The 14,117-nt window shown below is 61.7% G+C and carries 13 protein-coding genes; 9 read left to right on the forward strand and 4 right to left on the reverse strand.

The window, feature by feature from the left end; all coding sequences use genetic code 11:
• Positions 1-751 precede the first annotated feature (751 nt).
• Positions 752-1,267, reverse strand: a complete 516-nt coding sequence (locus tag JJ959_RS20770) for an adenine phosphoribosyltransferase (RefSeq protein WP_292888266.1) — start codon at positions 1,265-1,267, stop codon at positions 752-754.
• A 145-nt stretch (positions 1,268-1,412) separates the two neighbouring features.
• On the opposite strand from JJ959_RS20770, the gene JJ959_RS20775 reads away from it, so the two are divergent.
• The 8 genes from JJ959_RS20775 (at position 1,413) to JJ959_RS20810 (ending at position 10,898) form a co-directional block, all read left to right on the forward strand.
• Positions 1,413-2,546, forward strand: coding sequence for an MlaE family lipid ABC transporter permease subunit (locus tag JJ959_RS20775; protein ID WP_292888268.1), 1,134 nt, complete (start codon positions 1,413-1,415; stop codon positions 2,544-2,546).
• 12 nt (positions 2,547-2,558) lie between these two features.
• Positions 2,559-3,389: an ATP-binding cassette domain-containing protein gene (locus JJ959_RS20780; RefSeq protein WP_292888293.1), complete on the forward strand. Its 831-nt coding sequence runs from the start codon at positions 2,559-2,561 to the stop codon at positions 3,387-3,389.
• On the forward strand, positions 3,390-4,379 hold the full coding sequence (locus JJ959_RS20785) for an MlaD family protein (RefSeq protein WP_292888271.1): 990 nt from the start codon (positions 3,390-3,392) through the stop codon (positions 4,377-4,379). It abuts the gene before it with no gap.
• Positions 4,376-5,026, forward strand: coding sequence for an ABC-type transport auxiliary lipoprotein family protein (locus tag JJ959_RS20790; RefSeq protein WP_292888274.1), 651 nt, complete (start codon positions 4,376-4,378; stop codon positions 5,024-5,026). The genes JJ959_RS20785 and JJ959_RS20790 overlap by 4 nt, the downstream gene beginning before the upstream one ends.
• 85 nt (positions 5,027-5,111) lie before the next feature.
• Positions 5,112-6,434 carry an aspartate aminotransferase family protein gene (locus JJ959_RS20795; RefSeq protein WP_292888276.1) on the forward strand — a complete coding sequence of 441 codons (1,323 nt, stop codon included), beginning with the start codon at positions 5,112-5,114 and terminating at the stop codon, positions 6,432-6,434.
• A 266-nt stretch (positions 6,435-6,700) separates the two neighbouring features.
• Positions 6,701-7,684, forward strand: coding sequence for a TAXI family TRAP transporter solute-binding subunit (locus JJ959_RS20800; protein WP_292888278.1), 984 nt, complete (start codon positions 6,701-6,703; stop codon positions 7,682-7,684).
• Positions 7,685-7,864: 180 nt separating this feature from the next.
• Entirely contained in the window at positions 7,865-10,459 is a 2,595-nt protein-coding gene (locus JJ959_RS20805; RefSeq protein ID WP_292888281.1) for a TRAP transporter permease, read from the forward strand.
• Positions 10,460-10,472: 13 nt separating this feature from the next.
• Positions 10,473-10,898, forward strand: a complete 426-nt coding sequence (locus tag JJ959_RS20810; RefSeq protein WP_292888283.1) for a universal stress protein — start codon at positions 10,473-10,475, stop codon at positions 10,896-10,898.
• A gap of 85 nt (positions 10,899-10,983) precedes the next feature.
• Here JJ959_RS20810 and JJ959_RS20815 read toward each other — a convergent pair whose 3' ends face one another.
• A complete protein-coding gene (locus tag JJ959_RS20815) occupies positions 10,984-11,805 on the reverse strand; it encodes a flagellin (RefSeq protein ID WP_292888285.1) in 822 nt (273 codons plus the stop codon).
• A gap of 629 nt (positions 11,806-12,434) precedes the next feature.
• Between JJ959_RS20815 and JJ959_RS20820 the strand changes: the two genes are divergently transcribed.
• Positions 12,435-12,686 (forward strand): hypothetical protein, encoded by a 252-nt coding sequence (locus tag JJ959_RS20820; RefSeq protein WP_292888287.1) that lies wholly within the window; start codon positions 12,435-12,437, stop codon positions 12,684-12,686.
• Here JJ959_RS20820 and JJ959_RS20825 read toward each other — a convergent pair.
• The gene (locus JJ959_RS20825; protein WP_292888290.1) at positions 12,683-13,324 is read right to left on the reverse strand and encodes an alpha/beta family hydrolase; all 642 of its coding nucleotides are present in this window, start codon (positions 13,322-13,324) and stop codon (positions 12,683-12,685) included. The genes JJ959_RS20820 and JJ959_RS20825 overlap by 4 nt on opposite strands.
• Before the next feature lie 10 nt (positions 13,325-13,334).
• The coding region (locus JJ959_RS20830) for a FumA C-terminus/TtdB family hydratase beta subunit (RefSeq protein WP_292888291.1) at positions 13,335-14,117 on the reverse strand (783 nt) is incomplete at its 5' end.

Consider the following 14,117-nt stretch of genomic DNA (forward strand, 5'->3'; position numbering starts at 1 on the left):
CCGAGCTTCAGCACGCCGCTCGCGTTTTCGTATTATTTGCTGTGTGCGGAGGATCGCGTGGACGTTCCGAAGATCGCGGCGTTCCGGGAGTGGCTGCTGGAGGAGGCGCGGGATTTGCAGTCTGCGTGAGAAGCGGGAAGCGGTTAAAAAGGCAGGATTGGGGCAGGTTAGGTGGCGTTGTCCAATGACTTCAATCGCAGAAAAATCAAAATTTATATCTGTGCTTAAAGACTTTCACAAATCCCCAGCTGACGGGGGAAAATAGGAATGAGAATAAAGTGAACGTAAGTACATCATTTAAAATCTCTTTAATATTCAATTCGACATTCATTTTGAATAAGAAATATTTTGTAAAAACGAAAATCAATATTACAATAAAGTGAATAATAAATAGTCTAATTCTTAATTTCTTATTTAGTAAATCAGAGAAAAATAGATATCCATACCAAAAAATAGACGCGCACAACAATAAAGTTGAAGCAAGCATAACGACATCAACGATATGATCGAGCACGAATTTTTCCTCATTCGATTCCGTCACCGCTCCTGCATACCTTCGCTTAAGCGGCGCAGATCAGGCCGAATTGCATGTTCCGATAGCCATCTCTATCCCAGTCCGGTGAAGCAGATTTTCATATTAATCGGTGCAAGAAAGATCGTCATCCCGGACTTGATCCGGGACCTTGTGACGGCAAGCGGGTTGCGGGAGGTCCCGGCTCGTTGGCCGGGATGACGAGCGAAAAGGGAGAGGTCAGTCGTCGTAGGCGATCAGCGAGCTGAACGGGATATCCAGCCGCTCGCGGCCCTTGAGGAAGGTCAGTTCCATGATGCTGGCAGCCCCGGTGACCTCGCCGCCGACCTTGCGCACCAGTTCGACCGCCGCGGCGAGCGTGCCGCCGGTGGCGAGGAGGTCGTCGAGGATGACCACGCGCTGGCCGGGTTCGATCGCGCCTTCCTGCACCTCGATCGTGTCGGTGCCGTATTCGAGGTCGTAGGTATAGGGAATGGTCTTGCCGGGCAGCTTGCCCTTCTTGCGCACCATGTGGAAGCCGAGGCCGAGTTCCAGCGCGAGCGGGGCGGCGACGAGGAAGCCGCGCGATTCGATGCCGGCGAGCACGTCGGGCTTGTAGGCCGAGACGAGTTCCTTCAGCCGGTCGACCGTCGCCTTCCAGGCTTGCGGATGCGCCAGCAGGGTCGAGATGTCGTAGAACAGGATCCCCGGCTTCGGGAAATCGGGCACTTCGCGGATGTGCTGTTTCAGGTCCATCGACATGTCCTCGAACCTCGGGTTGAGCAGCGGCCTTGATAGGTGAGAGTTGCGATAAATTCCAGTATCTTATGAAATGCAAAGGTTTTCAGGTCCATCGGGGGGAGCCTGAAGGCGAACGGTTTGCGGTCCTGGGGGCGACGACGTGGCAGCAGCGGATACATCGTTATCCATCACGGAGACCGGCGGCGAACTGCGCGTCGGGATTGCCGGACCGCTGACCGTGGAGGCGGTCGGGCGGCTCGACCGGCAGTTCCGTGACGCGCTCTCGGCGACGCCGCGCCAGGTCGTCATCGACGCTGCCGGGATCACCGCGTTGGACAGCGCCGGTGCCTGGGTGCTGCGCCGGACCTCGGACGCGTTCAGCGGGCGCGGCATCGATGTCCGGCTCGACGGGCTGCAGGCGCGCTACGCGGCCCTCGTCGAGAAGGCCTTCGTGCCGGAGCCGGAGGCGCCGGACGGCGAGAACGGCCCCAATCCGCTGATCGCGATGACGGCGCGGGCCGGCGAGGCCATGTTCGACATGGTGCAGGTCGGCCGCGACCTGTTCGGCTTTTTCGGCCTCACCATCGTTTCGCTGCTGGGCCTGCTGACCGGCCGCACCAGGCTGCGTTTCGTCGCTCTGGTCAGTCAGCTCGAATATGTCGGACTGAACGCGGTCGGCATCGTCTCGCTGCTCTGTTTCCTCGTCGGCGTGGTGCTGGCCTACATGGGCTCGCTGCAGCTCGAACGCTTCGGCGCGGCGATCCTGACGGTGAACCTGGTCGGCGTCTCCGTCCTTCGCGAGATCGGCGTGCTGCTGACCGCGATCATTGTCGCCGGCCGCTCCGGCAGCGCCTTCACGGCGCAGATCGGCACCATGAAGGTGAACCAGGAAGTGGACGCGCTGGAGACGCTCGGCCTCTCGCCGGTCGACGTGCTGGTCATCCCGCGCCTGATCGCGCTCTTCATCGCCCTGCCGGTGCTGGTCTTCATCGGCAATATCGCGGGGCTCGCGGGCGGGGCGATGATCTCCGTCCTGACCCTCGACCTCACGATCCAGCAGTTTCTGACGCAGCTGAAAAGCGCGGTCGATCTCTGGGATTTCTGGACCGGCATGATGAAGGCGCCTGTCTTTGCCTACGTCATCGCGGTTGTCGGCTGCCATCAGGGCCTGCAGGTTTCGGGCAGCGCGGAGAGCGTCGGGTTCCGCACCACGAAATCGGTGGTGGAGTCGATCTTCATCGTGATCGTGCTTGATGCGCTGTTCGCCGTTTTCTTCGCCGAAGTGGGGATCTGAGCGGTGGCGGCGATGACAGAGGAAAGCATGGACGCGGCACCGGGCACCGATATGGCGATCCGGCTGCGCGGGGTGCGCAACCAGTTCGGCGCGCAGGTCGTGCATGACGGGCTCGACCTCGATGTCCGGCGCGGCGAGGTGCTGGGCGTCGTCGGCGGCTCGGGGAGCGGCAAGTCGGTTCTGCTGCGCACGATCATCGGCCTGCAGATCCCCGCGGCGGGCGAGATCGAACTGCTCGGCGAGCGGATCGAGGCCGGGCGCGGCGAGATGGCGACGCGCAAGCTGCAGGGCCGGTTCGGCATGATGTTCCAGGACGGGGCGCTGTTCAGCTCGCTCACGGTGGCGCAGAACATCATGGCGCCGATGCGGGAGAAGGGCGGTATTCCGAAAGCGCTGATGCACGAGCTGGCGCTCTTGAAGATCAACCTCGTCGGATTGCCGCCGAATGCGGCGGACAAGTTTCCCTCCCAGCTTTCCGGCGGCATGCGCAAGCGCGCCAGCCTCGCCCGGGCTCTCGCGCTCGACCCGCAGGTCGTCTTCCTCGACGAGCCGACGGCCGGGCTCGATCCGATCGGGGCCTCGAATTTCGACCTGCTGATCCGCGACCTGCAGCGCAGCCTCAATCTCACGGTGGTGATGGTGACGCACGATCTCGACAGTCTCGTCGCGATCTGCGACCGCATCGCCGTCCTCATCGACAAGAAGATCACGGTCGGTACCATGTCAGAACTCGTGGCCAACCCGCATCCCTGGATCCAGGAGTATTTTCACGGGCCGCGGGCGCGGGCCGCGTTCGATACTCCGGGCCTCGGAGACCGCCACGCTGAAGGAGGCGCATCCTAGATGGAAACACGTGCGAGCTACGTCATCGTCGGACTGTTCGTCTTCGCGATGTTCGCCTCCGCCATGGGCTTCGTCATCTGGCTTGGCAAGGTGGAGCTCGACCGCGAGGTCGCGCTCTACGACGTCGCGTTCGAACAGCAGGTTACCGGCCTTTCGGTCGGCAGCCCGGTGCGCTACCGCGGCATTCCGGTCGGGCAGGTGCTGACCATCGGGATCAATCCGGACAATGTCGAGATCATCGACGTGCGGATCGAGATCGACAGCACGGTTCCGATCAAGAGCGATGTCTACGCCGTGCTCGAGAGCCAGGGCCTGACCGGTGTCGGTTACATCCAGCTCGCGGGCGGGTCGAACGATGCACCGCTTCTGACCGCGCGGCCCGGCGATGAGGTTCCGGTCCTGCCCTCGCGAAACTCGGTCCTGCAGGACGTCGCGGCAGCGGCGCCGGAGATCGCGGCGCAGCTTGTGGTTCTGGTGAACCGGGCGAACCAGATCCTCAGCCCGGAAAATCAGGCGGCGCTCCAGGGCACGCTGGAGAATCTCGAACGGTTCTCGGGTGTGCTGGCGAGCCGGTCGGGCGCGATGGAAGCGATCATCGACGACCTGCAGGTGACCATGTCGACAATGGACGAGACGGTGCGGGATATCCGCGGCGATGTCGCGGTGATGAGCGAGGAGATCTCGCTCACAATGGCGACGTCGCGCGGAACCGTGACCGCGCTCGATGCCGAGATCGCGGCGGTGTCGGATGAATTGCAAGTCGCGCTGAAGAATATCAGCGAGGCCTCCGGGGGCGCGGCGGCGCTCATAAAGGACAACCGGGAGGCGGTGAACGATTTCGCCGCGACCGGCCTCTACGAACTGACGGAGTTCCTCGCCGAGGGCCGGTCGCTGATGGCCGACATGAGCCGGCTGGTCAGGCAGGTCGAGTCGGATCCGTCCCGCATACTCTTCGGCAACAGACAGCAAGGTGTGGAGACCGACCGATGAGCCAGGACCGTTCGGAGATCAGCCGCCGCAGACTTCTCGCCGGCACCGGAGCCTTGCTGCCCGTTGCACTGGCGGGGTGCAGCATCCTGCCGACACCGAGGCCGCCGGAGCAGCTATACCGCCTCTCTCCGAAAAGCACTTTCGACGCCGATATTCCGACGGTGGACTGGCAACTCGGACTGGAGCCGCCGATCGCGCCCTCGGGGTTGAACTCCGCCCGGATCGCGGTCATCCGCGGCGAGCTGACCATGGACTACTATTCGGGCGCCAAATGGATCGATACCGCGCCTTCGATGGTCTACCGCCTCTTGATCGAGTCCTTCGAGAATTCGGGAAAGATCGTCGGCGTCGGCCGCAGCGGCGCAAGCCTTCGCAACGATTTCGAACTCAGGACCGAACTGCGCGAGTTCCAGGCGGAATATGTGGAAGGTGCGTCCGTTCCGACGGTGCGTGTGCGGATCAATTGCAAGCTTATCAAGAAGCCGCAGCGCATCATCCTCGCTTCCAAGCCCTTCGAGGCTGTCGTGGAAGTGTCGGACAACCGCATCGAGAGCATTGTGAAGAGCTTCGACCTTGCACTCGGAAAGGTCATGCGAAAAATCGTCGGCTGGACCCTGAAGAGCGCGGTCGAGCTGACCGCCGGATGACGCCGGGTTGACCCGCCGGGACCGCACGGCGCAGTCTTCCGGGACGCGCCGCTGACGCCCGCAAGCACCAAGAAAGACACCCGCCATGAACCATGTCTTCCACCGCAATGCCAGAGCCGCCTATCCGACCGCAGGAAAAGGCGAGGGTGTCTATATCGTCGACAAGGAAGGCAAGCGCTATCTCGATGCCAGCGGCGGCGCGGCCGTGTCCTGCCTCGGCCATAGCGACCGGCGCGTGACCGAGGCGATCAAGCAGCAGCTCGACAAGATCCCGTTCGCCCATACCGGGTTCTTCACCAACGACCCGATGGAGGATCTGGCGGATCACCTGATCGCACGGGCGCCGGGCGATCTCGACCGGGTCTATTTCGTCTCCGGCGGGTCCGAGGCGATCGAGGCGGCGCTGAAGATGGCGCGGCAGTATTTCGTGGAGATCGGACAACCGGAGCGGCACAAGATCATTGCCCGCCGGCAGAGCTATCACGGCAATACGCTGGGCGCGCTCGCTGTCGGCGGCAACGAATGGCGGCGCGAACAGTTCAAGCCGCTTCTGATCGACACGTCCCATGTCTCGCCCTGTTTCGCCTACCGCGACCGGCGCGACGACGAGAGCGAAGAAGCCTACGGCCAGCGCGTCGCGAACGAACTTGAGACGGCGATCCTGGAGCACGGCCCGGAGACGGTCGCGGCCTTCGTCTGCGAGCCGGTCGTCGGCGCTACTCTCGGCGCGGTGCCGGCAGTGCCCGGATACCTGAAACGGATCCGGGAGATTTGCGACAAGCATGGCGTTCTGCTGATTTTCGACGAGGTCATGTGCGGCATGGGGCGCACGGGCTACCTGTTCGCCTGCGAGGAGGACGGTGTCGCGCCGGATCTCCTGACCATCGCCAAGGGGCTCGGCGCCGGCTATCAGCCGATCGGCGCGACGCTGGTCTCAGCGAAGATCTTCAAGGCGATTCATGACGGCAGCGGCTTCTTCCAGCACGGCCATACCTATATGGGGCACCCGGCCGCCTGCGCGGGCGCTCTGGCGGTCCAGAAGGTGATCGAGGAGGACAATCTGCTGGAGAATGTCCGGACCATGGGCACGAAGCTGCGCACCGCTCTTGAGGAGCGCTTCGGGAACCATCACCATGTCGGCGACATTCGAGGAAGAGGGCTGTTTATCGGTCTTGAACTTGTCGAGGACCGGGGGACGAAGAAATGCTTCGACCCGGCGCGCAAGGTGAACGCCAAGGTCAAGGCAAAGGCCATGGAACTGGGGTTGATGTGCTATCCAATGGGCGGCACGATCGATGGCCGGGTCGGCGATCACGTGCTGCTTGCGCCGCCCTTCATCATCGACGACAGCCATGTCGATGAAATCGTCACGAAGCTCGGCGAGGCGATCGACGCCGCGGTCGCATGATCCTGCGGCGGCCGGCAGCAAGGCGTATAAAATTTTCTTTGTATACAAAATTTCTCGAAAGAATCGATGAAAATCAACCGCTTGCTTTGCATTGACCTTTTTGGACTTTGCGGCGCATAGTTTTAGCGGGTTTGTCTGCGGCCCAATGACTTGGATTCTCAGCCTGCCGGGGAGCATGCGGAATCCTGATCGGATACTCGGTGTTCGGGAATGCGGTCGTTGAACGCGGATTTAGTTCAAACATGGGTAATTCTGGAGGAGGCTTCATGAAAAGGGCTTTCACGTTTGGCATTGCGGCGGCCCTGGTGGCTGGCGCGGCGCTCGTCGGAGCAACGCAGGGCGCCAGCGCTGCCGAGCAGAAATTCATCACCATCGGCACCGGCGGTGTGACGGGCGTCTACTACCCGACTGGCGGCGCGATCTGCCGTCTGGTCAACAAGGGCCGCAAGGAGCACGGCATCCGTTGCTCCGTCGAGTCCACGGGCGGTTCCATTTACAATATCAACACCATCCGAGCGGGCGAGCTTGACATGGGCGTGGCCCAGTCCGACTGGCAGTACCACGCCTATAACGGCACCTCGAAGTTCGCGGACGCGGGCGCGTTCAAGGATCTGCGCGCGGTCTTCTCCGTGCATGCCGAGCCGGTCACGATCCTCGCGCGCCGCGATGCGGGCGTGAAGAACATCACCGACCTCAAGGGCAAGCGCCTCAATATCGGCAATGCCGGCTCCGGTACCCGAGGGACCTGGGAAGTCATCGAGGAAGCCCTCGGCTGGCAGCGCAGCGATCTGAAGCTGGCCGCCGAGCTGAAGTCCGCCGAAACCGGCCAGGCTCTCTGCGACAACAAGATCGATGCCTATTTCTGGCTGGTCGGTCACCCGTCGGCCCTGACCAAGGAATCTGTCGCGTCCTGTGACGCAGTCATCGTCAATGCGACCGGTCCGGCGATCGACAAGCTGGTTGCCGACAATTCCTACTACCGCAAGGCGGTCATCCCGGGCGGCATGTATTCCAGCAATCCGGAAGACGTGATGACCTTCGGTGTCGGCGCGACCTTTGTCAGCTCGACCGCGGTTTCGGATGACGTGGTTTACCAGGTCGTGAAGGCGGTCTTCGAGAACTTCGACGACTTCAAGAAGCTGCACCCGGCCTTCGGTCACCTTACCGAAGCGGAGATGGTGAAGGACGGTCTGTCCGCTCCGATCCACGACGGTGCTGCGAAGTACTACAAGGAAAAGGGCTGGATGTAATCCGGCCGGCGGGAGGGAGAGGCTTGCCTCTCCCTTTTGCTTTCTGACATTTCCAGGAAAAAACATCCGGTCGGCGGGCAACGCGGACCAGGCATGGACATGGGATGCGCGCGCCGCTGCGCGCGGTTATGGGACAGAGGCTGAACGCGGTCTGTGGGCAGACGCGAGGAGGGGGGGGCTATGAGCAACGAGACGACGGAAACGAAATCCTCGCGCCAGGCGGCAGAAGATCTGGTCGCCGCCGTAGATACCGGCTCGCGCAATGTCCCCGGTGCCGTCGGCCAGTTCATCGCCCTCGGGGCGCTTGCCTGGTCCCTTTTCCAGCTCTGGATCGCGTCGCCGCTGCCTTTCATGCTGGCCGACTACATCCCGCTGATGAACAACACGCAGACCCGGCCGATCCACCTCTGTTTCGCGGTCGTTCTCGCCTTCCTTTCCTATCCTGCGCTGAAGAGCTCGCCGCGGCGGAGCGTGCCCATCACCGACTGGCTCTTTGCCGCCGTTTCGGCAATCTGTATTCTCTACCTGGTGGTCGAGGCGGACGACCTTGCTGGCCGCATGGGGATCCCAACGACCGCCGACATCGTGACGGCGGGCTTCGGTCTGGTGCTGTTGCTTGAAGCGACGCGCCGCTCGCTCGGCATTCCCCTGATGGCGGTGGCCCTGGTCTTCCTCGCCTATATCTTCTTCGGCCAGTACGGCCCCGACGTGATTGCCTGGAAGGGGGCTTCCTTCGAGAAGGCGATGTCGCACCTCTGGATCACCCAGGAGGGCGTCTTCGGCATCGGTGTCGGCGTCTCGACTTCCTTCATCTTTCTCTTCGTGCTGTTCGGCGCGCTGATGGACAAGTCCGGCGCCGGCATCTACCTCACCAAGCTCTCTATTGCGCTGGTCGGCCATATGCGCGGCGGTCCGGCGAAAGCCGCCGTCGTCTCCTCGGCGATGACCGGTCTGATATCCGGCTCCTCGCTCGCCAATGTCGTGACGACCGGCGCCTTCACCATTCCGCTGATGAAGCGCACCGGCTTCCCGGCGGAAAAGGCGGGTGCCGTCGAGGTTGCGTCCTCGACCAACGGGCAGCTCACGCCGCCGGTGATGGGCGCCGCCGCCTTCATCATGATCGAACGGGTCGGGATCGATCTCGTCGAGATCATGAAGCATGCCTTCCTGCCGGCGATCATCTCCTACATCGCGCTCGTCTATATCGTTCACCTCGAGGCGGTGAAGGCGGGCATGACCGGTCTCCCACGCTCCTCCGGCGGGCGCACCTTGCTGCAGAAACTGCTTAGTACTGCGACCGTTGTGGTTGGCTTCATCGTGCTCATGGGCGTCACCTATTTCGGGTTCGGCTGGACCAAGCAGGTGTTCGGCAGTGCGACAATCTATATCGCTTCGGTCGTTCTGCTGATCGCCTATGCCTTCCTTCTGAAGCTTGGCGCCAAATACGAGGACGGACGCCCGGAAGACCTCGAGAACATGACCGCGTGCCCGGAAATGAGGCCGACCTTCATGGCCGGGCTCTATTTCCTCCTGCCGATCGGCGTGTTGGTCTGGTGTCTGATCGTGGAGCGCTTCTCGCCGGGCCTCGCGGCGTTCTGGACGTCGGTGGTGATGCTGGTGGTCGCGCTGACCCACAAGGCCGGCAAAGCCTTCTTCCGGGGCGAGGGCGTGGATATCGCCGCGCTCGGGATGGGCCGGACCGAACTCTATGAAGGTCTGGTGTCGGGCGCCCGGAACATGGTTCCGATCGGTGTCGCCGTTGCCGTCGCCGGCATCGTGGTCGGCGCGGTGACCCTGACTGGGCTCGGCCAGAAGATGACGGAGTTCGTCGAGTTCGTCTCCGCGGGCAATCTGATGCTGATGCTGATCTTCACGGCGATCATTTGCCTGGTGCTCGGCCTCGGCTTGCCGACGACGGCGAATTACATCGTCGTCTCTTCGCTGATGGCGCCTGTGATCGTTACCCTCTCGGCCGAGGCGGGCGTAATCCTGCCGCTCATCGCGGTCCATCTGTTCGTGTTCTATTTCGGCATCCTTGCGGACGATACGCCACCCGTTGGGCTTGCAGCCTATGCGGCGGCGGCGCTCTCCGGCGGCGATCCGATCAAGACCGGTCTGCAGGGCTTCGCCTACGACATCCGGACTGCGATCCTGCCGTTCCTCTTCATCTTCAATACCCAGTTGCTGATGATCGGGATCGACGGCGTGATGCATTTCATCATCACCGTGGTGACGGCGATTCTCGCAATGCTGATGTTCGCCTCGGCGACCCAGAGTTTTTTCATCGTGCGGAACAAGATCTGGGAGTCGGCCGCACTGCTGCTGATCGCCTTCACCCTGTTCCGGCCGGGATTCTGGCTCGACATGGTGGCAGATCCCTTCGTCCATCATGATCCCGTGACGATCAACCAGGTTGCCGAGGGCATTCCGGCCAATGGCGAGATCCGTCTCATGGTGGAAGGTGAAACGATCGATGGTGATACAGTTTCCAAGGCCGTCCTGCTGCCCCTCGGGGATGCGGCGCCGGGAGCGGACCGTCTTGCCAATGTTGCCGGGCTCGAGCTCCGCTTCGAGGACGGGAAGGCTCTGGTCGACAACCTCGGTTTCGGAAGCCCGGCGGAACAGGCCGGGATCGACTTCGACTGGCAGATCATCGAAGTGATGACGCCGGCCGACCGCATGCCGAAGGAAGTGTTCTTCATTCCGGCCATCGGCCTTCTGGTGCTGGTCTATCTCATGCAGCGGGCGCGTCGCGGCCGGCGCGAAATCGACTGAGGGAGAGAAAGTGATGTTTGACCATATCCTTGTGACGGTCGATCTGGACGACGCCAATTCCTGGAAGAAGGCGCTTCCGCTGGCGGTTTCCAACGCCAACACCCACGGCGCGAGCCTCTCCGTTATGACTGTGGTGCCCGATTTCGGGATGAGCCTCGTCGGTCAGTATTTCCCGACCGATCATGTGGAAAAGGTGATGGCCGAGGCCGACAAGCGCCTGCACAAGCTGGTCGCGGACCATGTGCCGGCAGATGTCAAGGTTCAGCATATCGTGCGGCAGGGGACCGTCTACGAGATGGTGCTTGAAACGGCGAAAGATATTTCGGCCGATCTGATCGTCATCGCCTCGCATCGCCCGGAGCTGAAGGACTATCTCCTCGGCCCGAATGCAGCACGCGTCGTGCGGCATGCAAACTGCTCGGTGCTCGTCGTGCGCTGAGCCTGCGGTCCGTTTGAAAAGAGAAAGCCCCGCCGGAGTCGATCCGGCGGGGCTTTGCCGTTGGCGGCAGGGACCGCCGAAAGAGCTAGGAGCGGAACAGGCCGAGCACGACTTCCGGGCTGCGATTGGCGATGCCGAGGGAGAGCTGGCTGAGCTGGCCGCGTGCCTGATCGGCTGCGAGCCGGGCGGCTTCGCGTCCGAGATTGGCATCGACAAGATTGCCGAGACCTTCTTCCGTTGCATCCGAAATGCCCTGGAGCTGGTCGTTCTGCGCGACAATGCGCCGGGAACTCGCCCCGAGCTCTCCAAGCGAATTGTTAAGGGCGGACTGGAAGGCCGCAAACTCGTTCGACAGGACGGAAGCCGGGTCGCTGAAATCCGCCGCGGCAAGCGCCGCGAGACTGTCTCCCACGCTTCCCTGCCCGGAGACGGTCAGGGTATCGCCGCTCTCGTTCTGGAGCGTATTCAGGTCGCCGGCGCCGGATTGAAGCAGGTTCGTTCCGTTGAAACTCGCGTTGTCGACGAAACCCTGCGCTTGTTCGAGAAGCGCGTTCACATCGTTCTGGACGATGCCGCGCTGTTCCGCAGTAAGCGCGGGGTTCGACAGCTCGACGAGTTTGCCCTGGATATCCTGGGTGAGGTTGGAAATGCCTGTCGCACCGGCGGTCGCAACGCTTACGGCGCCTGCCGTCTGATTGAGCCCCTGCTGGACGGCGGCATTCGCGCTGAGCTCGCCGCGGATGTTCTGGGCGATGGCGAAGATCGCGGCCTGATCGAGCGCGCTCGATACGCGTTGTCCGGTCGAGATCCGGTTTTGCGTCTGATCCTGGGAAGAGCCCGCGGAATTCAGGTTCCGGAGCGCTGCAAATGCACCGACATTCGTGTTGATGGAGTTGTTGATGGCCATGGCCTCAGTTCCATTTCGACAATGCAGCAGGGCAATCAGGTTTCGGCAAATTATATGCCTTTCCAAATGAACATAGCATCAAACAGCTGTTTTGTAAGTTACAGGCTTCGTCTATTGCGTTGTATTTGCGGTAATTTAAACGCGATTTCGAGGGGATTGCGACCCCCGACAGGTGCACGCCGGTCCGGATCCGCTCATAACGCTTGAAAACCTCGAACTCGGTTCGGAGATGAAGCCGCTCGCGTCAAGAAGATAACTTGGCGTGAATATGAGTAGGTTCAGCGTTCTTCTGACGTGACAAATTGCCACCTTCGCGGTCGGTCGGATGGTTGTGCCTTCGCTTAAGGTATGCATAGAGAACGAGCATATTCAGTTATCTTTTTTTAATAATTTTCTGCAACAAGTTTCAATTGTGAAGGTCTCGACTGCGATTGGCTTCATGGATCTGCCCGCCTTCCGGGTAACTCTGGTTAGAGAAAATCCAGTGATTTGTGGGGCTTGTGGGGTCTTGTTGCGACATAGCATTGAGAGTCTGAATCCTTTCTGCTATTGTTGCGTTGTATTTTTGGGAAGAACAGAGCGTCGGGCGTTCGGAAAGTCGGCTCGCGAAGACTTGGTGGGGTTGAATAGTGGCTGTTTGGGAACAGGCCGAGGAAAGCTTTTCCGAAGCGTTGCTTCGCTCCGTTGCGCGTTTCGTCGGCATGCTCTGCCTTGTTGCCCTTGTCGTCGGGCCGGTGGTCGCTGGTGGATGGATGGCCAGCGCTTATATCGTCTACCGGACGAATTCCGACGAACTGCAACTCCCGGCCCTTGAAAAGAACATCCCGTCGCCCTCCGAACTTATCCAGTCTTCGGCCAATACACAGTCCGGGAAGCACTAGAAAGATCCTGGCCGACTCACCTTTTTCATGAATTGCGGAGCAGCACCGATCGCGCCCGCGAGGTTGCCGTCGACCGTGTGACCGGATGCCTTGCGGGGAGCAAGGTCGTGGTTTCCGTCTGTGGCCCAGTAAAGAGAGACAAGGCCCGAAAGCGTGTAGCCTTCAACTTCTTCCCGCGCCCCGAAAGGATCGCGCTCGCCCTGCAGGATCAGGGTCGGGCAGGTCATGGTCTCGAGATGCGCTGTACGGAGTTTCCCGGGTGTGCCCGGCGGATGGAACGGGTAGCCGAAGCAGAGCGTGCCGGCGACATCGGTTTCCTCGGCAATGAGCGTCGCCATGCGCCCGCCCATGGACTTGCCGCCTATGAAGAGCGGCTTGTCGTTGCCGGCTGACGCGATTGCATTTCGCCATGTGTCGAGCAGAACGGGTTGCCGGTCAGGCGGTCTTCGGCCGCCGCCAGTACGGCGTGCGGCCATATAGGGGAATTCGAACCGCAGGACGCGATACCCGGCGTCGGCTATGCCCTCCGCGACCCGATTCATGAAGGGCGTGTCCATCGGCGCGCCGGCCCCGTGCGCCAGGATCAGGGTCGCCGGCGCATTCGCGGGGCCGTTCTCTAGGAAGTCTGGCGCGGGCACCGGGCAGGTGTCAGATGTTGGAGAAGAAGTCGTTGCCCTTGTCGTCGGTGACGATGAAGGCCGGGAAATCCTCGACCTCGATGCGCCAGACCGCCTCCATGCCGAGCTCCGGATATTCCTGCACCTCGACCTTCTTGATGCTGTCGAGCGCGAGTTTGGCGGCCGCGCCGCCAACCGAGCCAAGATAGAAACCGCCGTACTTCTTGCAGGCTTCGCGGACCTGCGGCGAGCGGTTGCCCTTGGCCAGCATGACGAAGCTGCCGCCGGCTTCCATGAACGGGTCGACGTAGCTGTCCATGCGGCCGGCCGTGGTCGGACCGAAGGAGCCGGAGGCATAGCCTTCCGGGGTCTTGGCCGGGCCGGCGTAATAGACAGGATGGTTCTTGATGTAGTCCGGCAGGCCCTGGCCGCTGTCGAGACGCTCCTTCAGCTTCGCATGGGCGATGTCGCGGGCGACGATGATCGGACCGGTCAGCGAGACCGGGGTCTTGATCGGGTACTGGCTAAGAGTCTTGCGGATCTCTTCCATCGGCTTGTTGAGATCGATCTTGACCACGTCGCCCTCGAACTCGCTCGGATCGATATCGGGCATGTATTTCGCCGGATCGGTCTCGAGCCGCTCGACGAAGATCCCGTCCTTGGTGATCTTGGCGAAGCACTGGCGGTCGGCCGAGCAGGAGACGCCGATGCCGACGGGCAGGGAGGCGCCGTGGCGGGGCAGGCGGATCACGCGGACGTCGTGGCAATAGTACTTGCCGCCGAACTGCGCGCCGATGCCCATTTCCTGCGCGGA

This window comes from Nisaea sp. (genome assembly GCF_017640745.1).
Lineage (GTDB): Bacteria > Pseudomonadota > Alphaproteobacteria > Thalassobaculales > Thalassobaculaceae > Nisaea.

What these genes read in the sequence shown, in the direction of transcription:
- JJ959_RS20770 (WP_292888266.1), bottom strand. Translation starts at nt 1,267, where the DNA reads ATGGACCTGAAACAGCACATCCGCGAAGTGCCCGATTTCCCGAAGCCG.
- JJ959_RS20780 (WP_292888293.1), top strand. Translation starts at nt 2,559, where the DNA reads ATGACAGAGGAAAGCATGGACGCGGCACCGGGCACCGATATGGCGATC.
- JJ959_RS20785 (WP_292888271.1), top strand. Translation starts at nt 3,390, where the DNA reads ATGGAAACACGTGCGAGCTACGTCATCGTCGGACTGTTCGTCTTCGCG.
- JJ959_RS20790 (WP_292888274.1), top strand. Translation starts at nt 4,376, where the DNA reads ATGAGCCAGGACCGTTCGGAGATCAGCCGCCGCAGACTTCTCGCCGGC.
- JJ959_RS20795 (WP_292888276.1), top strand. Translation starts at nt 5,112, where the DNA reads ATGAACCATGTCTTCCACCGCAATGCCAGAGCCGCCTATCCGACCGCA.
- JJ959_RS20800 (WP_292888278.1), top strand. Translation starts at nt 6,701, where the DNA reads ATGAAAAGGGCTTTCACGTTTGGCATTGCGGCGGCCCTGGTGGCTGGC.
- JJ959_RS20805 (WP_292888281.1), top strand. Translation starts at nt 7,865, where the DNA reads ATGAGCAACGAGACGACGGAAACGAAATCCTCGCGCCAGGCGGCAGAA.
- JJ959_RS20810 (WP_292888283.1), top strand. Translation starts at nt 10,473, where the DNA reads ATGTTTGACCATATCCTTGTGACGGTCGATCTGGACGACGCCAATTCC.
- JJ959_RS20815 (WP_292888285.1), bottom strand. Translation starts at nt 11,805, where the DNA reads ATGGCCATCAACAACTCCATCAACACGAATGTCGGTGCATTTGCAGCG.